This window comes from Caulobacter sp. ALps2 (genome assembly GCF_058681635.1).
In genome coordinates, this window is record NZ_CM178743.1 from 1,058,340 (window position 1) to 1,079,555 (window position 21,216).

Below are 21,216 nucleotides of genomic sequence, written 5' to 3' on the forward strand. Positions count from 1 at the left end.
GAAATAACAGCGCGCGGACGATCACATGACCCATCGCAACGATCTCATCCCTTCGGACGCCGCCGCGATCGCGCCGTCTGACACGGACGCCGGGAACTACTGCGGTTTCTGCGTTTCGGTCGCTGGCGATGTGAAGGTCAAGACCGCCAAGGGAAGCGACGTAACGTTCACGGACTGGCCCGCCGGCGCGATCGTGCCGCTCGCGTTCACCCAGGTCTACCTCACCGGGACAACGGCGACCGGCATCATCGGCTTCATCGCCTGATGACCGCCCTCGCGCTCGCTCTGGGCCTCGGACTCGCCCCTCGAAAGGGTGTGGGGGCCAATGTTCTGCGCTCGCGCGTCGATGGCGCTCCGCTGCGTAGCCGCATCAATGAACAACCGCTCGTATCGAGGGCTGCATAATGGCTGGACCCTATGTCGTTGCGGTTGACGTTGCCTACGCTTCAACAGCGCAGGCAATCGACGTTTCGTCCCACGCCACCACGCTGAGCGAGGCCGAGGGCTCCGCCGCCGAGATCGTCTTTTCCGGCGCACTGGCTGGGAACACAACGTTCACGTTGGGCGGCCCGGCGCGCATCCAGCGCCTGACCAACAACGCCACTGGCGCTTTCGATCTGTTCGTCCAGCGCGGTTCAGGCGCTGCCTACTTCATCCCGCCTGGCGAAAGCATTGAGGTGCGCTGATGGCTGAGATCTACGTTCGCACAACGGGCAACGACAGCACGGGCGATGGGTCGACCGGTAACCCCTACAAGACCATCGTCAAGGCGCTGGGCGTAGCGGTCTCCCAGGATCAGATCATCATTGGCACGGGGACTTATGCTGAGGACTCGCCCCTGGGCACGGTCACGGGTTCGATCAGCGGTACGACGTTGACAGTTTCGAGTGGGACGCTCCTGGCGGTCGGTCGCACCGTCACGGGCTCGGGCGTCACGGCGGGGACCACGATCGTCTCGGGTAGCGGCACCTCTTGGGTGGTCAACCAGTCCCAAACGGTCGCAAGCACCACCCTGACCATCGGGGCGGGCGCGCTTCAGCTCACGGCCAACCCGGCGAACTTCGTCTATCTATCGCCTGAAAGCGGCAACTTGGGCGACGTGGTGATCACGGCGGTCAGCGGCAATTACGGCCTCTATGTCGCAGCTTGCTCCTTCCTGCACTTCAAGAACCTGACCTTCAGACTGCCGTCATCGTCGGCCGTGGGTGTCATCCGGTTCTTGGGGGCGAACATCAACAATCTGCGCTGGGTGAACTGCCGCCTCGAAGTGCTGGGCAGCAGCAACTGGGGGAGCCAGACTAACAGCGCCGTCGTGTCAGCCTGGACGAGCGGGTCCTTCACGGTCTCCAAGGTCTCGTTCATCGGCTGCGAAATCCGCGAGATCGGCCCCTATCCAATCGCAGGCTTTAACTTGGATAACCAGACCGGGACCGTGTCGGATATTCAGATCCTGAAGTGCAAGGCGCACATCGGCTACTTCCCCGCGCGCCTCAAGGGCATCTCCAACATTCAGATCAGCGGAGCCGATTTCATCGCGTTCTCGCCGCTGCTCGCTGGCACGTGCCTCCAGCTAGGCGAAGACGCCTCAACGGCTACCGGAAACGCCGTTACGGGGAAGGTGACCAACAGCAGCTTCGTTGCGATCACCGGCCACGGCGTGGTGATCGGGGCGGGGTGCTCGGACCTCCATTTCGACAGCAACGCGGTCGTGGGCGGCAGCAATAGCTCGAATGGCCAGGGACTTGTAGTGAAGAACGCGACCGGCGGGCGTGTCACCAACAACACGGTCCTCGGCGGCTACAATAGTGCGCTGTACTTGAAGGCCTGCAAGAACATGCTGTTCGAGGGCAACAAGGTCTATAATCGGTTCTCGACCTCGCCGGCCCTGCGCGCTGGTGTGAACGATGAGACGACTGGCGACCTCAGCAAGATCAGCCGCAACACGCTGCGGATGAACGAGTTCTACACTGATGTCGGGACGCTGGTTTCGTGGTCTGATGCGACCGGCGACCTCGGCGGCAACATCGTCGACCAGAACGTGTACAACGTGACTGGCGCAGCAGCCTGGGGCACGGTGCGGGGCGGTTCCATCGCGAGCCTTTCGGCCCTCAAGTCTGCCTGGGCTGGCTACGACCGACCGGGCAATGACCAGAACAGCCGCTCGGGCCTTTCGGCCGTCCGCCATCGGGGCAACCGGGAACTCGCCCTCTAGACCCCACCACCCCTACATCAGATGTGCCGTTTATTACGACCTCGGCTTGCCCTTGGCAGCGATCCGATGGGCCTCTTCGACAGCATCGAGAAGCTGTTCGGTGGCCTTGCGGACGAAGGCGGCTCGGCCCTTCTCGCCAACCAGCGCGTCAAGCCGTTCCAGGGTTTCCGACCTGAAACTGATGTGCGTGCGGATCATGTTGAGGGCGGGACGGCCCATGTCGCTCTCCGAGTTAGGGCGGCATCCTAGCGGTAAACCGTAAATAGACGGCGCCATCTATCGATCGCATAGTTGGGGCGGTTTATGGCCCATAACTTGCGCTCCAACCTTCGTGTTCGACCACGGAGTGCCGGAAATGCACACCTTCCAGGAAGCCGCCGAGTCCTACGTCCAGCATGGCGGCGAGGCCCGTTACCTTCAGCGCTTGATCGAGCGGTTTGGCACAGAGGAGGTCTCAACCATCACGCCGCTCACGGTCCGCGCCGCGGCGTTGGAGATGTACCCCAACGCTCTGCCGTCGACCCGCAATAGGCACGTCATCACGCCGGCTCGCGCGGTGCTCTACCACGCGCATGAACTCGGCTGGCGTATGCCCGCTAGGATTCGACTGTTCCCGGCGCCGAAGACACGCAAGACGGTTCCCGCCGGCCGGCGCTGGCTGGAGACGTTCATCGACCAGTGCGACGCCGACGGGCTTCCGCATCTGGCCGCCCTGGTCTTGCTGATGAATTTATGCGGCGCGCGTGTGAGCGAGGCTGTCGCCCTGCTCGGCGAGCATGTCGACCTTCGCCAGCGCACGGCATTGTTGGTCAAGACGAAGACCGACACCATGAGCCTGCGCTATCTGCCCGACCACCTCGTCGAGCGGATCCGCGACCTGGGCCTGGTCGAAGGCGAGAGGGTGTTCCGCTATCGCAGCCGGTTCTCGGTCAACGAGCGGATTAAGGCGGTCTGCGCCAGGGCTGGCCTGCAGTACAAGTCCTCGCACACCGTGGGGCGTCACGCCTTCGCCACCAACGCCTTGAACGCCGGGGTGAGCGTGCGCGTCGCCATGGACGCGGGCGGGTGGAAGTCGTCGAGCATATTCCTCGAGACCTACGCTCACAGCCTCAACGCCGGTCGCGCCGTCGCCGACCGCTTCAATCTGATCCACCAGCAAGACCAGTGCTAGGCCGCGCAACCCGCGCCGCCCGCGACGGCTCCACATTCAATCCGGAACGCACCAAGGGAGGGCCCATTGCCCTGGAAAGATTCCGACCTGCTCGCGCGGTACGGCATGGCCGCGGCAGGGGCGGGCCTTTACGGCCTCTACCTGTTCGCGATCAAGACCCGCTCCGGCGGCCAGCTGACCCGCAAGGATCTAAACTGGCTTGGCCTGAACGTCGTCTGCGCCGTGCTGTCGGGCCTGATCCTGACCCACGTCTTTGCCGATCGGGTCGTGACGCTGATCCCGTGGGCCTCGTTGCGCGACGCCGGCCTGATGTCTTTCGCCTTTGGCGTCTTTGGCTGGGAACTGCTGCCGCTCCTTTTTCCGAAGGCCCTGCGCTGGGCCGAGAGCGCGGTCGACAAGGCGGGAGAACCGCAATGACCACGATGGATCTCGTCGCGGTCGTGGCCGCCAGCTTGGCGAGCGGATGGCTGGCGATCCGCGCCTACATGCTCAAGCCGTCCTTCGCCAGTTGGTGCAGCGCGCCCGGCGTGGTCTGGGCATCGATACTGGTCCTATCGGTGATCTGCGGCGTCATCGCCCTCTCGATCGTGCGGACGGGCGTCCATGCCACAGAGCGCGAGACCCTGCTCCTCCTGGGTTTGGCGTGGGTCTCCTTCGTCATGCTGGTGAACCTGCACCGGCAAGCGCCAGGGAGGACCGCGCGTGCTGCTGACCGTCCGGAGGGGATCGCATGACCTGGACCTGGGACCAATCGGCCGGCGAGCTCTACCGCGCTGGACGGCTCATCTCGCGCGGCTACAGCGGCAATGGCCGAGGCAAGAACAATCCCGCCCTGGAGGGCATGGCTGGTATCGGGCCGATCCCGGCCGGCCGCTACAAGATCGGCACCCCCTACAACAGCCAGAACGTCGGGCCCTATGCCCTGCCGCTGGACGCGGTTGACGCCAGGCCCGGTGACGATGTCGAGCAGCGCACCGGCCGCTCTGCCTTCCGCATTCATGGGGACAGCATCCGGGCGCCAGGCACGGCCTCCAGGGGCTGCATCATCCTGCCGCGCACCATCCGCGAGCAGATCTGGAAGTCCGGCGACCATGAACTTGTCGTCGTCGCATGAACCGCGCCCGGCGGTACCGGGCATCCTGGAATGGAGGCTTCCCATGAAGCGCGCCATCGTCTCTGCGAGTGCAGCACTCGCGTGTCTGTCGCTGCCGGCCTGTTCGAGCCTGGACGCCGCCCTCCAACCCGGTGGTGTCGGCGAGAAGGTTTTGACCAATCTCGAGGGCTGCCACCGCGAGTATAGCGGCGCTCTGGGCGCGGGCGTAACCGGATCGTTCCGGATCATCTGCGACCCGGCTCCCGCCAAAACTATACCGCCCACCGAACCCACCGCACCGCCGGGCGGCACCTGACGCGACTCGCCTGACGCTTGACCGCTCGCCTTATGGCTAGAGCTACAACGAGGCCTCGCCGGTTCGTCCAGCGGGGCCTTTCTTGTTATGGTGGTCCTCCGAGAGGGACGCATGGCCAACAACCCATCCGAGACACCGCTGACGCGCGGCGAAAAGTTGGTGCTGAGCATCGTCGCTACCGTTTTCGTCTCCGGCCTCGTCACCGTCGGGCTGTTCTTCTGCCTGAGCCTTCTAGGCCCGCGTCCGAAGCCATGGATGATTGGCACGGCGTGCGTTCTCGGGGTGGCGGCCGGCGCGCTATGGGTTCGACCTTGGCGCCCACAGCCACCGACGGCGCGATGACGAAGGAAAGCCCCGCGGTTCGCTCCGGCGGGCCGATTTGCTATGGTGGGCCCATGATCACCGTCGCCCAACTCATCGCCGAGCTGGAGAAGCTGCCACTGGACATGCCGGTCGTCACGACCGCTGACGACGGCCACTTCAAACAGGATCCTCAACCGGCCCGCCGGGAACACGTCATCTATGGCGGCCTGGCCAACAACCCGCACTGGCATGGAAACCCCGACGATCCCGCCGCGATCGAGGTCGTCTGGCTCTAGGGCCGGCCGTTGCCCAGGCTTCAACCGCGAGAGGCCGCGCCGCCGCAGACGGGACAACGACGCACGCGCCTGGGAACCCGCCTGACCATCCGACGGCCAGGCCCAAATGAAAAGCCCCACCTAGCTAGGGTGGGGCTGGGATCTAGGGGGCGAAGAGTGGGCCGCCGATTGCTTCAGTTGGCGTCAGGATGCTCAACGGCTTGCCGTCGCGTCGGAACCATGTGCCGTGGCCCTTCAAAAGCGCTGCATCCTGACTGATCAGCTGATCGACGTTGTAGTGAATGGCGCAGGCGAGGTGGATGGCGTCTGGCGTCTTAAGGGCGAATGACCGCCTAAGGGAGCGGGTGCGCTCAGCGATGGAGCGGTCCACCTGGACCATAATCAGGCGCTGGTGATCAAAGATCTCGTCGAAAGCGTGCGGATCATCCCAGGGCCTGGGCGATCCATCGGCAGGCTTCACCAGGACCTCAGATATGGTGATCGCGGAGAAAAGGAGCTCAACCGAGCCCTTCTCCACGGCTGTCCAAAGTGTTCGGCATGGGCCAGCTGGCGGGCCGGGCGGCTCATTGTATAGGCCGATCCACGTGGTCGTGTCCCAGTAGTGACGTTCAGTCAATGGACCTCGCCCCAGTCATCATCTGAGAACGCAGTTCCGGTTCGCGACAGATCAGAGAATGATCGCGGCGGGCTGCCGATAACACGAAGATCATCGGCTTGGATCAGTGTCACGCGACCAGACGTATCGTAGTTAATCTTGCCAAAAACAGCCACGCGCTTGCCGCCCCATACTTCGGCGAGCGAATGTTCGGAGCCGATTTGATCAATAGCGTCCTTGCTGAACACGCAGGTTATTTCATCGCCTGTCAGGAAGGCGCTCAACTTGAGCGCTGGCGAGCCATAGTACGTGGTCGCGGTCAGGATCTGCCCTTCGATCGAGCCAAGTTCCGGTCGCCGCTTCCGCGGACTAGGCGCGATTGCGGCGATCGTCGCTCGGGCGTCCGCGCTCGTGATCACTCGCTCTGAGTGGCCATCGATCTCTATCTTGATCACCCCTCCGCTTTCCCGTAGGGGCGCGATTAGAAGGCGGAGCCGCTTGCGACTTTCGTCGGTCAGGCGCGCGACAACCCGGTCACGATCATTGTCATTCGTGGCATCAAGGACGCTGAAGGCTGCGGCTGCAGTACCTTTGGCAAGGGCATCGGCAACAGGAGCGCCCTCGTCGTCAAAGGCGCTCACCTGCGCGCGTAGTGGCGAATTCGTCGAGATCGATGTCAGCCGCCAGTCTAGCTTCTTGTCCTGCTCTTGAAGGCCCTCAAGCAGCGCAAGGAGCTGGCGCACGCTGTCTGTCGCTGGCGGGGCGCCCGCAGCGTCAAGATCAACGACAAACGTCACCGTGCTAGACATGCGCCGAGTTCCCTACAGAACATCGTAACATATTGCTAACGCCGATGCGCAGGCGATGAACTCAAGCTGGGCTGAAACCAGATCGCCCCTCCAGGGGTAAGGGGCTCGAACGATATCAGTGGATTCCGGGAAGTAACTTCCGGCGGGTTCGGCTCGACTCGCGTATCGCCGCGCCATGACCCTCGAAGACATCGACCACCTGTTCGCGATCATGGCCGCTGAGGCGGCGGAGAAGGGCGACGATAGCCTTCTGCCCGGCGCCGTCATGCTCTCGGCCGATAGCTTCTGCCGTATTCCCCACGGCAGCCCAATCACCTGCACGAACATCCTGCTCGGCATCCGCTATCGCGGTGTCCGGACGAACGTCTCGCGCGATTACCAGGACCAGGTGCTCAACCGCGCAGAGGCCGGAGAGCGCGGCGAGCCGTACTTTGACCTGGAGCTGAAGGCCTAGAGCAGGGTCGCTTCAGCTTCCTTCGGCGGATCCTGCTTCTGGCCCATGCCGCGGCTCACGATTATCAGCTGGTCGTCAGGCAAGGGGCGTTGGAGGGCCTTGGCTTCGTCCCACGGCGCCCGCATCCAGACGCCGCGCTCCTCGGCCGTCGTCAGGATCACCGGCATGGCCTTCGAATGGACCGGGGCGACGACGCCGTTCGCTTCGGTCGTGAAGAAGGCGAAGACGTCGCAAGTCTCGAAGCCGGTCTTCATCTTGCGAACGCAGGTGTGCTGCCGGGTCTCTATGCCGGCGAAGAAGGCGAGCGGGCGATCCTCTCCGAGGGCGAACCAGACGTTCTCGCCGGCCTTCCCCCAGACTTGGTTGGGCTCGGCGAACGAGGTCATCGGGACCAGGCAGCGATGCTCCGGGCCAAGCCATTGCGTCCAGAACTTCGGCTGCCGGATATTGGTCGTGCCTGCGTCGGGCTCCTTCTTCAGCAACTCCTCGAACGCCGCCTCGTCAATCACCTGCCCCTTGAGGCGCAGCTTCTCGGCGCGGTCCTCGGCGGCCTTCCGGCGGGCAAAGAACGGCGAGGGCATGCCCCAACGAGCCATGACCAGCTCCTTTCCGGCGCCGTCGGCGGCGTGGCGGACGATCGGGGCCGGGTAGTCAGGGAAGATGCCCGGCAGCGGCGGCAAGTTGCCGACCCCGTCGATCGCCTCGATGAAGGCCAGAACCTCGGCCTGGCCTCTCCGCATGCTGTAGAGGTTGCACATCCGGTCAGGCTTTGAGCCAGAGCGAGGCCGACCAGCAATCGCCGGCCGAGTCGTCGCCGATCAGCTGCTGCACCTCGGCGTGCTCGACGGCCGGATGAGCGGACCAAAACCCGAGGTCGGTCTTCCATTCGCCTGTCAGCGTCATGTCGGCGGGGCGATCGGGGCGCGTGGTGTCCTCTGCGTCGGGCATGTCCAGGCCAGTGAGGAAGATCCGAACGGTTGCGCCGTCGGCCGTCGACGTCTCGAGGGCCTCGGCGACCAAGGGGTGCTTATTCCAGAAGCCGTGAGGTGCGCGCGTGCCGGTGGCGATCAGCGCCGCCCCGTCTTCGTAGAAGCGGCGGGCCTCATTCGTGGCTTGGTCCACGATCTGCCAGGAGAAGGGCTCGGAGGTGACGGTCATGTTGGTCTCCATGGTCGCGAAGCTATCGGCGGGCAGGCGCGGCGCCTAGACCGAACCAGGCAGGCCCTTCGTCTCGCCCTGGAGAGCGGTCGAGGTCATGCCACGGCGATTGTAGTAGTCCTCGACGGAGGGGCGGGCCCAGATGTCGCCGTCCTTGCCGCTCGCCCCGCACTTCGAGCAGGTCGCCACGCGCTTGATCTGGGCATAGGTGGCATGGACGCCAAACATACCGACGGCCTTGGCGGTTTCGAGCAACTCGCGGCGTCCGCATTTGCAACATCCGATCTCCAGGCGTTGGCGGGCGGGAGCGAGGTCCCCCAAGGTCGGGGGAGGCGCAGAACTGGCGTGCGTCGTCGCGCTCTGTCCCGAGCGTTGAACGGACATGTGATGTCTCCGGGGCGAACAGGACGCGAACATTATCCGGGACTATTCCGGGGATTCGAGTCCCGAACTACCCGATTTGACCGGTTTTGTTCCGATTTTGGGTCAACCAGAGCGCCCCCAAAAATCGACATAAGTATTTGTTTTTATTAGATAAAATTGGCGGCCCAGGAGGGACTCGAACCCCCGACCTTCGCTTTAGGAAAGCGCTGCTCTATCCTGCTGAGCTACTGGGCCACGCGGCGCGCGGGTCAGGGTCAATAGCGCAAGATGGCGGGCATGCGAACCCCGCCAAATAGCTTGGGCGAAGCCCCGGGGACGAACGCGGTGCGGCATCTGAAATCGATCTATGTCCAGGTCCTGATCGCCATCGCGCTGGGCATACTGGTCGGGGCGCTGTGGCCCAGGATCGGGGTGGCGATGAAGCCGCTTGGTGACGCGTTCATCAAGCTGATCAAGCTGGTGATCGCGCCGGTGATCTTCTGCACCGTGGCCGGCGGCATCGCGCGGATGGGCGACATCAAGGCGTTCGGCCGGGTCGGCGTCAAAGCGCTGCTCTATTTCGAGGTCGTGTCGACCTTGGCCCTGATCCTGGGCCTGGTGGTCGGGCGCACCCTAAGGCCCGGCGACGGCTTCAACATCGACCCGGCCACGCTCGACCCGTCGATCGCCGCCGGCTATGTCGAGAAGGCCAAGCACGGCGAGGGCCTGGTCGCCTACCTGCTGCACCTGATCCCCGACACCTTCTTCAGCGCCTTCTCCGAGGGCAATCTGTTGCAGGTGCTGCTGATCGCCATCCTGACGGGTTTCGCCTGCACCCGGCTGGGCGATTTCGGCGACAAGGTCGCCAACGTGCTGGAGGACGCGGCCAAGCTGTTCTTCGGCGTCATCCACGTGGTCGTCCGCCTGGCGCCGCTGGGCGCGTTCGGGGCCATGGGCTTCACGATCGGCAAGTACGGGATCGGGGCGCTGATGCAGTTGGGCGCGCTGGTGGCGACCTTCTACATCACCTCGCTGCTGTTCGTGCTGGTGGTGCTGGGGACGATCGCCTGGGCCAGCGGCTTCTCGATCCTGCGTTTCCTGGCCTATATCCGCGAGGAGCTGCTGATCGTGCTCGGCACCAGTTCGTCGGAGTCGGTGCTGCCGCAGATGATGGAGAAGCTGGAGAACGCCGGCGCGCGGCGCTCGGTCGTTGGCCTGGTCATCCCTACTGGCTACAGCTTCAACCTGGACGGCACCAACATCTACATGACCCTGGCCACCCTGTTTCTGGCCCAGGCGACCAACACCCACATCACCTTGGGCCAGGAGCTGGCGCTGCTGGGGGTGGCCATGCTGACCTCGAAGGGGGCTTCGGGCGTTACCGGCGCGGGCTTCATCACCCTGGCCGCGACTCTCGCGGTCGTGCCCGATATCCCGATCGCGGCCCTGGCCGTGCTGGTCGGCGTCGATCGGTTCATGAGCGAGTGCCGCGCCTTGACCAACCTGGTCGGAAATGGCGTGGCCACCCTGGTCGTCGCCCGTTGGGAAGGCGCCCTGGACCGCGACAGGTTGTCGCGCGTCCTGCGCGGCGAAACCGAACCCGCCGAGCTCCCCGCCACCTAGGCGCGGCGCGCTGGCAATCGCGCCATATCTCGCCAGAACGTTGATTCAGCGGAGGTCTCGCGCGCGCCGCGCAATATTCGTGGTCGCCCGACCACGAGGCGCTAGAACCTCAACCTTGACGCATGTGCAAACGATCACACCGCGCCGTGGCGGCTCCGCTTGTCCGGCGCTGCCCGCGTGTTAGGATTCCGGATACAACCGAAGTGCGATGCTCAACCGATGCTGGACCTTGCCTCCAAAGACGACGTCGTGACACCGGAAACGGACCTGCTGACGCTCATCGAAACGATCGAGGCCCTCTCAGCGACTCGCACCATCAGCGAAGTGGCCGAGGTCGTCCGCAAGGCCGCGCGGAAGGTCTCCGGCGCCGACGGCATCGCCTTCGTGCTGCGCGACAATAGCCAGTGCTGGTATTTCGACGAGGATGCGATCGGCCCGCTGTGGAAGGGCAAGCGCTTCCCCCTGACCGCTTGTATCTCCGGCTGGGCGATGCTGAACCGCCAGACCGTGATCATCCCCGACATCTATCTGGACGATCGTATCCCGCACGACGCCTATCGCCCGACCTTCGTCAAAAGCCTGATGATGACGCCAGTGCGACTGGAGGATCCGGTCGCCGCCATCGGCGCGTATTGGGCCCAGGAGCACGTCCCCTCCCCCGAGATCGTCAGGAAGCTACAGGTGATCGCCCGCGCCACGGCCTCGGCCCTGGAGAGCGGTCGGCTGCACGACAGCCTGGTCGACGCGCGCCATCATGGCACGTTCCTGCTGCAGGAGCTGGATCACCGGGTGAAGAACACCCTGGCCATTGTCCAGTCGATCTCGCGTCAAACCTTGCGCTCGACACCCAACCCGGAAGCCTTCGCCGAGACCTTCGAGAACCGGATCCTGGCCTTGTCGCGGGCGCACGAGCTCCTGACCCGCCGCGCCTGGGGCCGCGCCGAACTGCACGAGATCCTGGAAAAGGCCCTGGCCCCGTTCAGCCCCGACCTCGCCGAGCGCTTCGACATCATCGGCCCGGCCCTGACCTTCAGCGCCGAGACCTCGGTGTCGGTGCACATGACCCTGCACGAGCTCGCGGTGAATGCGGCCAAGCACGGCGCGCTCACAACGCTGGAAGGCCGGGTGGTGATCCGCTGGACCGTCGACGACGCCGCCACGCCCCCGATGCTGTCCCTGACTTGGCGCGAGATCGGCGGTCCGGAGCTGTCGGGCCACCCCGGGCGCAAGGGCTTCGGGACCCAGATGATCGAGCGGGGCTTGGCGCGCGACCTCGGAGGCAAGGCCAGTCTCGACTTCACGCCGCAGGGCGTGGTCTACAGCCTCCGCGCCCCGCTGTCGCAGCGGATGAGTCTCGCCGCATGAAGGCCAGCAAGGTGATGATCGTCGAGGACGAAGCCCTGGTGGCCATGATGGTCGAGGACATGCTCGGCGACCTGGGCTGCGAGGTCGCCGGTTCTTTCGGCGCCGTTGGCGAAGCCCTGGCCTGGCTGGACAGCGGCGAACAGACGCCGGACGGCGCGGTGCTGGACGTCAATATCGGTGGCGAGATGGTGTTTCCGGTCGCCGAGGAACTGCGCGAGCGCGGCGTGCCGTTCGTGTTCGCCACAGGCTATGGCGACCTGCCGCGCAAGGGCTTCGAGAGCATCGAGGTCCTGGCCAAGCCGATCAATGTCGGCGCGCTGCGCAAGGCCGTCGACAAGTTCCAGCCCGAATAACCTTCCTCACCCGCCTTCGCGGATGAAGTCGATGAAAGCCCGCAACGGCGCGGGCGCGCGGCGGCGGCTGGGATAGTAGAGGTAGAAGCCGCTGTAGTAAGGGCACCAGTCCTCCAGCACCCGCACCAGCTTGCCGGCCGCGATCAGGTCGGCCACCTGCTCCTCGAAGGCGAAGGTTACGCCTAGCCCGTCCAGGGCCGCGCGGATCGTCAGGTCGTGGTCGTTCAGAGTCAGCGGCCCGTCGACCTCGATGTTCAACTCGATGCCGCCGCGCTCGAACTCCCAGTGATAGAAACGACCGCTGGCGAAGCGGAAGCGGATGCAGGGGATTTCCTTCAGCTGCTCGGGCGTGGTCGGGTTGGGGTACCTTTCGAAGAAGGCCGGCGCGGCGACAATGGCGGTGCGCTGGCGGCCGCCGATCGGCACGGCGACCATATCCTGGGCGATGGTCTCGCCGAAACGGATGCCGGCGTCGCAGCCCTCGGCCACCATGTCGACCAGGGCCGAGTCGGCGACGATCTCGACCTTCACGCCGGGCTGCTGGGCCATGAAGCGGGTCACCGCCGGCAGCAGCACCAGCTCGACCGCGCCGCGGGGAGCGTTGAAACGCAGCGTGCCCATCGGCTGGCCGCGGAAGTTGTTGAGGTCGTCCAGGGCGTCGTCAATGTCGCGGAAGGCCGGCGACACCCGCTCGAACAGCCGCTCGCCGGCCTCGGTCAGGGCGACGCTGCGGGTGGTGCGATTGACCAGGCGCAGATCCAGCCGCTCCTCGATGCCGCGCAGGGCGTGGCTGAGCGCCGAAGGCGTGCAGCCCAGCTCGTCGGCGGCCCGTCGGAAGCTCTTGTGGCGAGCGATGGCCAGGAAGCTGGCCAGGTCGGCGGGCGCAACGGGACGCATTGATGAGATCAACTCACTGACTTTCGGAGAAATGCCATGATTATCTCATCTAAAGCCGAGGTCTAGATATTCCTCCGTCGCCGCGACGCTCCCCGCCACGGCCAATCGGAAGGAAACGAGACATGCGTACATGGTTCATCACCGGCGCCTCGCGCGGCTTTGGCGCCCTGATCGCTCAGAAGGCCCTGGCCGCCGGCGACGCCGTCGTCGCCACCGCCCGCAACCCCGCCTCGGTCACCGAGCGCCTGGGCCAGCATCCGAACCTCCTGGCCGTCGCCCTGGATGTCACCGACGAGACCCAGGCCCACGCCGCCGCCAAGACCGCCGTCGAACGCTTCGGCCGCATCGACATCCTGGTCAACAACGCCGGCTATGGCCTGCTGGGCGCGGTCGAAGAGGCCACGGGCGCCGAGGTCGAGGCCCTGTACCGCACCAACGTCTTCGGCCTGCTGGCCGTGACCCGCGCCGTGCTGCCGCACATGCGCCGCCAGCGTTCGGGCCGGATCCTGAACCTTTCCTCGGTGGGCGGCCTGCGCTCGGGTCCGGGCTTCGGGGTTTACTGCTCGACCAAGTTCGCGGTCGAGGGCCTGACCGAGGCCCTGGCCGCCGAACTGGCCCCGCTGGGTATCTTCGCGACGGCCGTCGAGCCCGGCTATTTCCGCACCGACTTCCTGGACGCGACTTCGCTGAGCGTCAGCCCCGCCAGCATCGCCGACTATGACGCGACGGCCGGCGCCGTGCGGGGCCACGCAGCGGCGGTGAGCCACAATCAGCCCGGCGATCCCCAACGCCTGGCCCAGGTGCTGATCGACTTCGTCGACGCTCCGAACCCGCCCGTCCGCCTGCCGCTGGGCAGCGATACGGCGGCGGCGACCGAGGCCGTGGCGGCCGCGCATCTGGCGCTGCTCAAGGACTGGCGCGACGTGGCTGTCTCGACGGACTTCCCGGCCGAAGACGCGGCCGCCTAAGGAACGACCCGCAGCACCAGGATCTGATTGATCTGGTTGGCGTCGTAGTTGTCGTCCGAAGCCAGAACGAGCGTGCGGGCGCCGCCCTTGAGGCGGGGGCCCCACGCCATGGCTTCCAGATTGTCGATCCGGACGCCAAGGCTGTCGAAGTTCAGCAGCAGCCGCTTCTCGACCGCTTGCACGGGCGTGGCCGCGAGGCTCTCGACCTTCGCCACGTCCTGGGCCTTGGCCAGATCGGCCACGTACAGGCGGATGTGGTAGCTGTAGCGACCATCCGCGCCCTTGATCCCCGAGCGCTCCAGCACCAGCAGGCGGTGCGTGTCCAAGGCCAAGATCTCGCTGACCCCGTTATCGCCGACGCCGACCGGCGAGGCGGCCTGCACCGGATCGACGCGATAGGCGTACTGGGCCAACACCTTGCCCGCGCGATCGAGCCGCGTCAGGCGCGTCAGCCCGCCATCGGCCACCGAGGGGATCGGGCCGTCCTGAGCCAGCGGCCATTCCATCGACAGCCACAAGGACCGTCCGTTAGCGGACCAACTCATGCCTTCTGTCGTGGCGTTCTCGCGCGCGCCGGTCTTGCCGCCGTCGTGGAAGGTCAGGGCCTCGGGCACGACCAGCCGCGCGACCGGCGTACCGTCGACCTTCATGCGCCGCACCGATGGCGGATAGCCGTGGTCGAAGTCGCCTTCCGTGGCCCAGACCAGATCGTGGCTTCGCGGGTCGAAGCGGATCGACTCCCCGTCGGCGGCCTCGGCCCCGGCCTTGCGATCAGGGAAGGTCTGGCCGTCCTCGCGGCGCAGCGAGACCATCGTCTCCAGAATCGGACCACACGGCTTGCCCGGCCGCACGTCGAGACGACCCAGGAAGGCGTGGGAGGGTCCGCGTTCGGACTTGTCGTCGCTGATGAAGGCCCATCGTCCCGTGCGCGGATCATGGTCGATCCCCGAGATCCCGCCATAGCCGCCGCCCTGGAACGCGATCCCCTTCGGCGTCTCGCAGGTCTTGAGCAGCGACACCCGCTCGGCCGCGGCGACCGGGGTCGCCAGCAGCAGGGCCAGGGCCAGCGCCTTCACAGATCGAAGCTCGCACGATAGCCGGCGCGGGCGACGATCGCGCCGGTCAGGCGCTCGATCGCGTGGGCCGTGGTCCCGTCGATGCGGCCCAGCTCGGGCTCGAACCCGATCTCGGCGTCCGGCAAATCCGACAGCGGCGCGAAGGCTTCGGTTCGTCCCCAGAACATCGAGCCGGCCGCGAACGGCATATCGGGCGTGGGCTTCAGACCCATGCGGGCCGACAGGCGCTCGACGCCGGCCGCATTGTTGGCCATCACGTCCGGATCGCCGATATGCATGCGGGCCTTGGATGACGCCAGAAGACCCAGCTTCGGATCCTGGGCGAAGGCGCGCGGGGCCTGGTTCAGCGCCTCGCCGCCCAGCAGGCCGTCGAACAGCTCCGCCCTCCATTCGTCGCCGTTGGCCAAGTGCGGCGAGCGCTTGGAGTGCAGCTTGCAGAAGGTCGAGTAACCCAGGGCGCGCGCCCGGCGCAGGGCCTCGACGAACGGCCTGATGTCGCGGCCGCGGTTCTCGGCGATGGCCAGGTGCGCGGCCGGGAAGGCCGCCTGGACGCGGACCAGATCAGCCTCGCTCCAGCGCTCGGGCACGGTGATCATCAGGTCCAGGTCGCCGGCCGTGACGGCCAGGCGTTGGGCGAACCAGTCGATCAGGTCCGGATAGAAAAGGTGCAGCAGCACGACGGCGTCGGCGCGCTTCTCGAACGCCGATTGAGCCCGCGCCACCAGCGGATGGGCGTTGGTCAGGCGCGGAACATAGGCCCCCAAGGCCGTGCGGGTGGCGTGTAGATAGCCGTGGCCGAACCACCGGTCGGGCTCTAGATAGGCCCCCTCGCCCCATTCGTTCCAGGCGTTGACGAAGACCAGGCCCTCGCCCTTCGGATGCCTGGCCTCGGCGTGCTTCAACGCCCCCGACAGCCAGGCCAGGTAGCTCTCCGGATCCGCGTTGTGAAAGGCGTGGCCGGCCCACGGCTTGCGGGCCTGGTTGTCCCAGCCCGGCATGACGCCCGGCACGAAGGCGTCCGGGGCGGTCGACAGTTCATCCAGCTTGCGCCGCACGACCGTCGGATAGTCGAACACCTTGCCAGTGAAGTCCGGGTGTAACGGCGTCACCGACCGGGTGATCTCGCCCTCGACGATGGCGTGCGGCGGGAAGTCGATGATCCCGTCGAAGCCGTGCGACGCGTGGTCCTCGAAGCCGAACGCCGTAGTGCACAGCAGATGCAGCTCGCCCAGCCCCATGGCCCGCGCCTGTTCGCGCCAGCGGTCGGTGGTCGCCTTGGACTCCGGCAGGATCTCGGGCCGATACAGCACCAGCACCGGCTTGCCGCCCACCTTCAGGTAGCGCGGGTCGCGGATGTAGCGGGCCATGTCCTCGAACACGGCGCGATCGTCCTCGGGCGAGTGGTCCTGGCCCATCAGGACGTTGCTTTCGTCGCCGTCCCAGCGCCGGGTCCAGTTCTCGTTCGCCCAGCACAGCGCGAACGGCAGGTCCAGCGTCGGGTCGGCCAGGAACAGCTCGCTCGGCCGCTCCAGCAGGCGTTTGCCGGCGAACCAGTAGTAGTGGAAGCAGAAGGCGTGGACGCCGGCGCCCTTGGCCAGGTCGATCTGCTGGGCGATCACCTCGCGCTGGCGCAGGTCGTAGAAGCCCAGGTCCGCCGGCAGGCGCGGCTGATAGTGGCCCAGGAACTGCGGCTGGGCCTTGGCGACGTTGGTCCACTCGGTGAAGCCCTTGCCCCACCAAAGATCGTTCTCCGGGAACGGATGGAACTGCGGCAGATAGAACGCCACCACCTTCGGCGCGTCGGCCGGCAGCACGATCGGCTCGGCGATCGGGGCGGCGAAGTGGGGGCTGCGTAGGTTCTTGGCCACCGAGATAGCGTGCGTGTAGGTCGCCCGGACCGGCCCGGCGTCGCCCGTGACCGCCCCGCGCGAGCGCCGCAGCATCGCCCGCCCCCGCCGCCAAGCCGCGCCGACCGGCGGACCCAGCGGACCCAGAACCGGCTTCAGCGCCTGGATCACCGCGCCCCTCAGACCGCGCGGATCCTTGCCCAGATCGCCGATCCGCGTGACCTTGAACTCGCCGACCGTGAACGTGCAGGCGCTTTCGGACGGATCCAGCCGCACGCCGTTCAGCTGCCAGCTGCGGGCCGGCAACGACGCGAACCAGCCGTTCGGACCGGCCTTCAGAAGCGTGCGGGCGCCCTCGGAAAAGCCGTCGCCCCAGTCCGCATGGAGGGCCGGGCTGACCAGCTGGCCATCGATGACTTCCAACCGCACGTCGATCCGCACGGCCTTGGCCGCCCGCAGGCCGGCCCGCTCGGCGCGGGTCGGGCTCCAGAGCACCTGCGCGTCGCCGCCAGCCGCCAGGATCGTCCGCCCTTGGGCGTCGACACCCCGAGCCGTGACGTCGCGGCCAAGCTTCAGGCCTGGCGGCAGCCGGCTCATGCGGCTTGGGAGTCGCGGTAGGCGAGCCAGTCCTCGGTCGTGCCCAGGAAGGCGATCTTGCCCGCCTGCAGTTCGCACACGCGGTTGCAGACCCGGCGGACCAGGTCGTGGTCGTGGGTGGCGATGACGACGATCTTGGCGTCCTCGACCATCTGGTGCATGCGGTCGGCGGCCTTCTGCACGAAGGCGGCGTCGCCGGCGCTGAGCCACTCGTCCAGCACCAGGATGTCGGCCTCGAACTCGGTGGCGACCGCGAAGATCAGGCGCGCCAGCATGCCGGCCGAATAGGTGCGGACCGGCAGGTGCAGAAAGTCGCCCAGGCCCGAGAACTCGGCGATCGCCTCGACCCGGGCGTCGATGGCCTTGCGCGACAGGCGACGCATCAGGCCCAGCTTGTGGATGTTGCGCAGGCCCGTGGCCTCGGCGTCGATGCCGGCGTCGATGGCGATCATCGAGGTGATGTCGCCGTCGATGTGCAGGTCACCGCGCGTGGGGTGATAGATGCCCGCGATGACCTTGAGCAGGGTCGTCTTGCCCGAGCCGTTGTGACCCACCAGGGCGATGCGGTCGCCCTCGTTGATCTCCAGGTTGATGTCGTGCAGCGCCTTGACCGCGGCGACGTCGCCGGCGGCCTTGTACATCTTGCCGCCGACCGCGAGGTTGAACACCGCGCTGCGCAGCGACTGGGAGCGCATGCTATATACGAAATAGTCGAGGTCGACGTTCGTCAGCTTGATCTGGTGCGCCATCGCCGCCTCCTACAGCCAGAAGACCACGCGCTTGCGCAGCATGGCCAGCAGCGCGAAGGCGATTACGGCCAGGACGCCCGCCGCGCCCAGGGTCCAGATCCAATCGATGGCCGCCGGCGCATGGCCGGTCAGCGGCGCGCGCAGCAGCTCGACCTGGTGGGCGAAGGGGTTGAGCTCGACCACCCAGCGGTGCTTGGCGGTCACGTTGGCGGTCATCCAGAACACCGGCGTCACGTAGAACAGCAGCTGGACGACGTAGCTCATCATATAGGCCACGTCGCGGAAGCGGGTCGACGGGATGGCGATGATGAAGCCCTGGAAACACACGACCAGCAGCATCAGCGCGACCGCCGGGATCAGCGTCCAGTGCGGCACGGCGAACCGGCCGATCACCAGCATCACCGCCCAAAAGGCGATCAGCTGGAACAGGAAGTTCGTCGCCGACTTCTGGGCGTGCAGGAAGACGTAGAAGCTCAGCGGCAGGCGTTGGCTCTGCATCAGGCCGGCGTTGTAGAGGAAGATCGCCTGGGCCTCGGCCATGGTCGTGCCAACCAGCGACCACGCCAGTAGGCCCGCCACCACCTGGGGATAACTCTTCGACATGTCCACGCCCATCAGGGCGGAGACCAGGAAGGCCAGGGCGAAGGCGACGACCAGCAGATTGCAGGCCATCCAGAACGGACCCAGGATCGATCGCTGGAACCGCGAGGCCGTCTGATCCAGGCCCAGCCGCCACCACAGGGGGGCCAGACGGACGCCGTCTCCCACATCCTTGAGCGCCGCCATCACGGGACTCGGCATGCAGTACCTTCCTTAGCGCCCATGGGGCGACCAACAAGGCGCTTGCTTATAGAGCCCCGAGCCCCCCGACAACGTCTAGGAAGGTCCCCGAGCGCGGGTTTGCCAACTCGCGCCCGGAGTGTTGCGTAAAAACTTTAGTCGAGCGCCCTAATCGAGAATCTTGAAGCGCACGGCGGCGCCGCCGCCGGGGGCCATGTCGAGGTCCAGGCTATCCTTGGCGGTGACGACCTTCTTCTCGACCGTCAGGGCGGCGGGATTGGTGCGGAAGTCGGCCCACGGACCGTCGCGATAGATCTGGGCCTCGTAGCGCTTGCCGGGCGCCAGGAAGTCCAGCTTCTGGCTCAGCTTGCGCGGCTGCTCGTCGGTCAGGGCGCCCAGGAACCAGTCCTTGGCCCCGCGCTGCTGGCGGGCGACGACGACATAGTCGCCGACCTGGCCCTGCAGCGTCTTCGACGTCTCCCAGTCGGTCGGCACGTCGCGGATGAACTGGAAGGCGTCCGGACGGGCCTCGTAGTTCTCCAAGAGGTCGGCGGCCATGTGGATCGGGCTGTAGAGCACGACATAGAGGGCCAGTTGGGTGGCGATGGTCGACTGGCCGCGGCGGGTCAGCTCGGTCTTGCCGTGCACCACGTCGAAGACGCCCGGCGTGAAGTCCATCGGTCCAGCCAGCATGCGGGTGAACGGGATGATCACCGTGTGCTCGGGCGGATTGGTTGGGTCGCCCCAGGCGTTGAATTCCTGGCCACGCGCGCCTTCGCGGCTCAGCATGTTGGGCCAGGTGCGGCGCAGGCCGGTGTCCTTGACCGGCTCGTGGGCGTCGATCGAGATCCTGTGGCGGGCCGCCACCTCGGCGACGTGCAGGTTGTGACGGACCATGTATTGGCCGGCGAACCACTGCCGCTGGCCGTCCTGGTCGAGGATCGTGCCGCTGTGCCGGACATAACCGGTCTTCACCTGACTGACGCCGACGCTCTCGTAGAGCTTCATGGCGTCCTCCAGCTGGGCCTCGTAGTTGGGCACCGCGCCGGCCGTCTCGTTGTGGCCGATCAGCTTGACGCCCTTGGCGCGGGCGTAGTCGGTGATCGCCTTGATGTCGAAGTCCGGATAGGCCTGCGTAAAGCTGAACTTGTCGCCGTTGGCGATCCAGTCGCCGTCCCAGCCCTTGTTCCACCCTTCCACCAGCACGCCGTCGAAGCCGTACTTGGCGGCGAAGTCGATGTAGCGCTTGGTGTTCTCGGTCGTGGCCCCATGGATCGGGCCGCTACCCCAGGTCGATTTCTGCAGATGCATCTCCCACCAGACGCCGACGTACTTGCCCGGCTTGATCCAGGATGTGTCCGCGAGCTTGCTGGGCTCGTTGAGGTTCAGCTCGATGCGGCTGTCGGCCAGGGCGCCGGCGGTGTCGCCGATCAGCACGGTGCGCCAGGGCGTGGTGAAGGCGCCGGTCTTCTTGGCCAAGGTCCCGTCGGCCCAGGGCATCAGCTTGGCCTTGTAGGTTCCCGCGCCATTACCGGCCAGCAGCATCGACGGGAAGTCGATCAGCGCCGCCTCATGGAACGACAGGTGCAGGCCTCCTTTTTCGCGCATTGTAAGCGGCGTCTCGGCCAGGGTGATGCGGCGGGCGTCGGTCTGCTTGTAGAGGTACTCGTCGCGCTCCTGGCCCAGGGCCTCGTACCACCAGGCGTCATAAGCCCCGACGGGCTTGAACTCGGTGCGGTCGTCGGTGACCGCCACGGCCTGGCCGGCCGGGATGGCGGTGTAGGCGTAGCGGAAGCCCAGGCCATCGTCGAACAGCCGGAACGTGACGTCGAAGCTCTTGTTAAGCGGCGTATCGCCGGCCAGCGAGACGGTCAGTTCGCTGTGATTGTCGCGGATGATCCGCTGCTCGCCCCAGGGCTGTTCCCAGCTGGTGTCGCTGGCCGCCCGCTTGGCGGCGGTAATCCCCGTGTAGCGCGCCTGCGCTTCGCCGGCGAAGGAAAGGCCCATGCCCCCCGGCGCCAGCACGACCTTGCCGCCCTTGCTCACCTCGTAGAAAGCCTGACCGTCCTTGGTGAAGACGCACACCTCGATGACCTTGCCCGGCGACTGGGCGCATTCCCGTTCCGCGGCCTGAGCAAGCACCGGCGAGGCCAAGGCGGCCAGCAGGGCCAGGGTTCGGAAGCTCATCGAA

26 protein-coding genes and 1 tRNA gene are annotated in these 21,216 nt (G+C 66.2%); 14 read left to right on the forward strand and 13 right to left on the reverse strand.

Going from position 1 to position 21,216, the window contains the following annotated elements; all coding sequences use genetic code 11:
- Nucleotides 1-25: 25 nt before the first annotated feature.
- The 3 genes from ACW173_RS04810 to ACW173_RS04820 all read left to right on the forward strand — a co-directional run bounded on the left by ACW173_RS04810 (nucleotide 26) and on the right by ACW173_RS04820 (nucleotide 2,212).
- The gene (locus ACW173_RS04810; protein ID WP_492083739.1) at nucleotides 26-265 is read left to right on the forward strand and encodes a spike base protein, RCAP_Rcc01079 family; all 240 of its coding nucleotides are present in this window, start codon (nucleotides 26-28) and stop codon (nucleotides 263-265) included.
- Between the two features lie 139 nt (nucleotides 266-404).
- A complete protein-coding gene (locus ACW173_RS04815; protein ID WP_492083740.1) occupies nucleotides 405-686 on the forward strand; it encodes a hypothetical protein in 282 nt (93 codons plus the stop codon).
- Nucleotides 686-2,212 carry a right-handed parallel beta-helix repeat-containing protein gene (locus ACW173_RS04820; protein WP_492083741.1) on the forward strand — a complete coding sequence of 509 codons (1,527 nt, stop codon included), beginning with the start codon at nucleotides 686-688 and terminating at the stop codon, nucleotides 2,210-2,212. Before ACW173_RS04815 ends, ACW173_RS04820 begins: the two co-directional genes overlap by 1 nt.
- A gap of 33 nt (nucleotides 2,213-2,245) precedes the next feature.
- On the opposite strand, the gene ACW173_RS04825 is transcribed toward ACW173_RS04820, so the two are convergent.
- Nucleotides 2,246-2,431 (reverse strand): hypothetical protein, encoded by a 186-nt coding sequence (locus ACW173_RS04825; protein WP_492083742.1) that lies wholly within the window; start codon nucleotides 2,429-2,431, stop codon nucleotides 2,246-2,248.
- Between the two features lie 136 nt (nucleotides 2,432-2,567).
- Between ACW173_RS04825 and ACW173_RS04830 the strand changes: the two genes are divergently transcribed.
- The 6 genes from ACW173_RS04830 to ACW173_RS04855 all read left to right on the forward strand — a co-directional run bounded on the left by ACW173_RS04830 (nucleotide 2,568) and on the right by ACW173_RS04855 (nucleotide 5,391).
- Complete coding sequence (locus ACW173_RS04830; protein ID WP_492083743.1) at nucleotides 2,568-3,383, forward strand: tyrosine-type recombinase/integrase; 816 nt, start codon at nucleotides 2,568-2,570, stop codon at nucleotides 3,381-3,383.
- 66 nt (nucleotides 3,384-3,449) lie between these two features.
- A complete protein-coding gene (locus tag ACW173_RS04835; protein ID WP_492083744.1) occupies nucleotides 3,450-3,800 on the forward strand; it encodes a hypothetical protein in 351 nt (116 codons plus the stop codon).
- Entirely contained in the window at nucleotides 3,797-4,117 is a 321-nt protein-coding gene (locus ACW173_RS04840) for a hypothetical protein (protein ID WP_492083745.1), read from the forward strand. Before ACW173_RS04835 ends, ACW173_RS04840 begins: the two co-directional genes overlap by 4 nt.
- On the forward strand, nucleotides 4,114-4,497 hold the full coding sequence (locus tag ACW173_RS04845; protein WP_492083746.1) for a tlde1 domain-containing protein: 384 nt from the start codon (nucleotides 4,114-4,116) through the stop codon (nucleotides 4,495-4,497). Before ACW173_RS04840 ends, ACW173_RS04845 begins: the two co-directional genes overlap by 4 nt.
- A 43-nt stretch (nucleotides 4,498-4,540) precedes the next feature.
- Nucleotides 4,541-4,792, forward strand: coding sequence for a hypothetical protein (locus ACW173_RS04850; RefSeq protein ID WP_492083747.1), 252 nt, complete (start codon nucleotides 4,541-4,543; stop codon nucleotides 4,790-4,792).
- Nucleotides 4,793-5,187: 395 nt separating this feature from the next.
- Nucleotides 5,188-5,391, forward strand: coding sequence for a hypothetical protein (locus ACW173_RS04855; protein WP_492083748.1), 204 nt, complete (start codon nucleotides 5,188-5,190; stop codon nucleotides 5,389-5,391).
- A 142-nt stretch (nucleotides 5,392-5,533) separates the two neighbouring features.
- Here the strand turns inward: ACW173_RS04855 and ACW173_RS04860 are convergent, their stop codons facing one another.
- A complete protein-coding gene (locus ACW173_RS04860) occupies nucleotides 5,534-6,007 on the reverse strand; it encodes a type II toxin-antitoxin system VapC family toxin (RefSeq protein ID WP_492083749.1) in 474 nt (157 codons plus the stop codon).
- The gene (locus tag ACW173_RS04865; protein ID WP_492083750.1) at nucleotides 6,004-6,795 is read right to left on the reverse strand and encodes a hypothetical protein; all 792 of its coding nucleotides are present in this window, start codon (nucleotides 6,793-6,795) and stop codon (nucleotides 6,004-6,006) included. The genes ACW173_RS04860 and ACW173_RS04865 overlap by 4 nt, the downstream gene beginning before the upstream one ends.
- 175 nt (nucleotides 6,796-6,970) lie before the next feature.
- Here ACW173_RS04865 and ACW173_RS04870 point away from each other — a divergent pair, with 175 nt between their 5' ends.
- A complete protein-coding gene (locus ACW173_RS04870) occupies nucleotides 6,971-7,249 on the forward strand; it encodes a hypothetical protein (RefSeq protein ID WP_492083751.1) in 279 nt (92 codons plus the stop codon).
- Here ACW173_RS04870 and ACW173_RS04875 read toward each other — a convergent pair.
- The 4 genes from ACW173_RS04875 to ACW173_RS04890 all read right to left on the reverse strand — a co-directional run bounded on the left by ACW173_RS04875 (nucleotide 7,246) and on the right by ACW173_RS04890 (nucleotide 9,025).
- Nucleotides 7,246-8,007 (reverse strand): SOS response-associated peptidase family protein, encoded by a 762-nt coding sequence (locus ACW173_RS04875; protein WP_492083752.1) that lies wholly within the window; start codon nucleotides 8,005-8,007, stop codon nucleotides 7,246-7,248. The two genes, ACW173_RS04870 and ACW173_RS04875, sit on opposite strands and share 4 nt — an antisense overlap.
- 4 nt (nucleotides 8,008-8,011) lie before the next feature.
- Complete coding sequence (locus tag ACW173_RS04880; protein WP_492083753.1) at nucleotides 8,012-8,407, reverse strand: hypothetical protein; 396 nt, start codon at nucleotides 8,405-8,407, stop codon at nucleotides 8,012-8,014.
- A gap of 45 nt (nucleotides 8,408-8,452) precedes the next feature.
- The gene (locus tag ACW173_RS04885) at nucleotides 8,453-8,662 is read right to left on the reverse strand and encodes a hypothetical protein (protein ID WP_492083754.1); all 210 of its coding nucleotides are present in this window, start codon (nucleotides 8,660-8,662) and stop codon (nucleotides 8,453-8,455) included.
- 286 nt (nucleotides 8,663-8,948) lie between these two features.
- Nucleotides 8,949-9,025 (reverse strand) — tRNA-Arg (locus ACW173_RS04890).
- Nucleotides 9,026-9,124: 99 nt separating this feature from the next.
- Between ACW173_RS04890 and ACW173_RS04895 the strand changes: the two genes are divergently transcribed.
- The 3 genes from ACW173_RS04895 (at nucleotide 9,125) to ACW173_RS04905 (ending at nucleotide 12,111) form a co-directional block, all read left to right on the forward strand.
- Nucleotides 9,125-10,393, forward strand: coding sequence for a dicarboxylate/amino acid:cation symporter (locus ACW173_RS04895; protein WP_492085905.1), 1,269 nt, complete (start codon nucleotides 9,125-9,127; stop codon nucleotides 10,391-10,393).
- Between the two features lie 249 nt (nucleotides 10,394-10,642).
- Nucleotides 10,643-11,758 (forward strand): sensor histidine kinase, encoded by a 1,116-nt coding sequence (locus tag ACW173_RS04900; protein ID WP_492083755.1) that lies wholly within the window; start codon nucleotides 10,643-10,645, stop codon nucleotides 11,756-11,758.
- Nucleotides 11,755-12,111: a response regulator gene (locus tag ACW173_RS04905; RefSeq protein ID WP_492083756.1), complete on the forward strand. Its 357-nt coding sequence runs from the start codon at nucleotides 11,755-11,757 to the stop codon at nucleotides 12,109-12,111. The genes ACW173_RS04900 and ACW173_RS04905 overlap by 4 nt, the downstream gene beginning before the upstream one ends.
- 6 nt (nucleotides 12,112-12,117) lie before the next feature.
- On the opposite strand, the gene ACW173_RS04910 is transcribed toward ACW173_RS04905, so the two are convergent.
- Nucleotides 12,118-13,008, reverse strand: a complete 891-nt coding sequence (locus tag ACW173_RS04910) for a LysR family transcriptional regulator (protein ID WP_492083757.1) — start codon at nucleotides 13,006-13,008, stop codon at nucleotides 12,118-12,120.
- 122 nt (nucleotides 13,009-13,130) lie between these two features.
- Between ACW173_RS04910 and ACW173_RS04915 the strand changes: the two genes are divergently transcribed.
- Entirely contained in the window at nucleotides 13,131-13,976 is an 846-nt protein-coding gene (locus ACW173_RS04915) for an oxidoreductase (protein ID WP_492083758.1), read from the forward strand.
- On the opposite strand, the gene ACW173_RS04920 is transcribed toward ACW173_RS04915, so the two are convergent.
- The 5 genes from ACW173_RS04920 to ACW173_RS04940 form a co-directional block, all read right to left on the reverse strand.
- The gene (locus tag ACW173_RS04920; protein ID WP_492083759.1) at nucleotides 13,973-15,052 is read right to left on the reverse strand and encodes an esterase-like activity of phytase family protein; all 1,080 of its coding nucleotides are present in this window, start codon (nucleotides 15,050-15,052) and stop codon (nucleotides 13,973-13,975) included. The genes ACW173_RS04915 and ACW173_RS04920 overlap by 4 nt on opposite strands.
- Nucleotides 15,049-17,496 (reverse strand): glycoside hydrolase family 99-like domain-containing protein, encoded by a 2,448-nt coding sequence (locus tag ACW173_RS04925; RefSeq protein ID WP_492083760.1) that lies wholly within the window; start codon nucleotides 17,494-17,496, stop codon nucleotides 15,049-15,051. Before ACW173_RS04925 ends, ACW173_RS04920 begins: the two co-directional genes overlap by 4 nt.
- Entirely contained in the window at nucleotides 17,493-18,245 is a 753-nt protein-coding gene (locus tag ACW173_RS04930; protein ID WP_492083761.1) for an ABC transporter ATP-binding protein, read from the reverse strand. Before ACW173_RS04930 ends, ACW173_RS04925 begins: the two co-directional genes overlap by 4 nt.
- Nucleotides 18,246-18,254: 9 nt before the next feature.
- A complete protein-coding gene (locus tag ACW173_RS04935; protein WP_492083762.1) occupies nucleotides 18,255-19,046 on the reverse strand; it encodes an ABC transporter permease in 792 nt (263 codons plus the stop codon).
- A gap of 147 nt (nucleotides 19,047-19,193) precedes the next feature.
- A complete protein-coding gene (locus tag ACW173_RS04940; protein ID WP_492083763.1) occupies nucleotides 19,194-21,212 on the reverse strand; it encodes a glycoside hydrolase family 97 protein in 2,019 nt (672 codons plus the stop codon).
- Nucleotides 21,213-21,216 lie beyond the last annotated feature (4 nt).

Excerpts from the sequence above, each read along its gene's own strand:
- ACW173_RS04925 (WP_492083760.1), bottom strand. The coding sequence starts at position 17,496 with ATGAGCCGGCTGCCGCCAGGCCTGAAGCTTGGCCGCGACGTCACGGCT.
- ACW173_RS04905 (WP_492083756.1), top strand. The coding sequence starts at position 11,755 with ATGAAGGCCAGCAAGGTGATGATCGTCGAGGACGAAGCCCTGGTGGCC.
- ACW173_RS04875 (WP_492083752.1), bottom strand. The coding sequence starts at position 8,007 with ATGTGCAACCTCTACAGCATGCGGAGAGGCCAGGCCGAGGTTCTGGCC.
- ACW173_RS04915 (WP_492083758.1), top strand. The coding sequence starts at position 13,131 with ATGCGTACATGGTTCATCACCGGCGCCTCGCGCGGCTTTGGCGCCCTG.
- ACW173_RS04935 (WP_492083762.1), bottom strand. The coding sequence starts at position 19,046 with ATGCCGAGTCCCGTGATGGCGGCGCTCAAGGATGTGGGAGACGGCGTC.
- ACW173_RS04850 (WP_492083747.1), top strand. The coding sequence starts at position 4,541 with ATGAAGCGCGCCATCGTCTCTGCGAGTGCAGCACTCGCGTGTCTGTCG.
- ACW173_RS04910 (WP_492083757.1), bottom strand. The coding sequence starts at position 13,008 with ATGCGTCCCGTTGCGCCCGCCGACCTGGCCAGCTTCCTGGCCATCGCT.
- ACW173_RS04865 (WP_492083750.1), bottom strand. The coding sequence starts at position 6,795 with ATGTCTAGCACGGTGACGTTTGTCGTTGATCTTGACGCTGCGGGCGCC.
- ACW173_RS04855 (WP_492083748.1), top strand. The coding sequence starts at position 5,188 with ATGATCACCGTCGCCCAACTCATCGCCGAGCTGGAGAAGCTGCCACTG.
- ACW173_RS04830 (WP_492083743.1), top strand. The coding sequence starts at position 2,568 with ATGCACACCTTCCAGGAAGCCGCCGAGTCCTACGTCCAGCATGGCGGC.
- ACW173_RS04825 (WP_492083742.1), bottom strand. The coding sequence starts at position 2,431 with ATGGGCCGTCCCGCCCTCAACATGATCCGCACGCACATCAGTTTCAGG.
- ACW173_RS04845 (WP_492083746.1), top strand. The coding sequence starts at position 4,114 with ATGACCTGGACCTGGGACCAATCGGCCGGCGAGCTCTACCGCGCTGGA.
- ACW173_RS04815 (WP_492083740.1), top strand. The coding sequence starts at position 405 with ATGGCTGGACCCTATGTCGTTGCGGTTGACGTTGCCTACGCTTCAACA.
- ACW173_RS04840 (WP_492083745.1), top strand. The coding sequence starts at position 3,797 with ATGACCACGATGGATCTCGTCGCGGTCGTGGCCGCCAGCTTGGCGAGC.
- ACW173_RS04930 (WP_492083761.1), bottom strand. The coding sequence starts at position 18,245 with ATGGCGCACCAGATCAAGCTGACGAACGTCGACCTCGACTATTTCGTA.
- ACW173_RS04820 (WP_492083741.1), top strand. The coding sequence starts at position 686 with ATGGCTGAGATCTACGTTCGCACAACGGGCAACGACAGCACGGGCGAT.
- ACW173_RS04880 (WP_492083753.1), bottom strand. The coding sequence starts at position 8,407 with ATGACCGTCACCTCCGAGCCCTTCTCCTGGCAGATCGTGGACCAAGCC.
- ACW173_RS04940 (WP_492083763.1), bottom strand. The coding sequence starts at position 21,212 with ATGAGCTTCCGAACCCTGGCCCTGCTGGCCGCCTTGGCCTCGCCGGTG.
- ACW173_RS04870 (WP_492083751.1), top strand. The coding sequence starts at position 6,971 with ATGACCCTCGAAGACATCGACCACCTGTTCGCGATCATGGCCGCTGAG.
- ACW173_RS04810 (WP_492083739.1), top strand. The coding sequence starts at position 26 with ATGACCCATCGCAACGATCTCATCCCTTCGGACGCCGCCGCGATCGCG.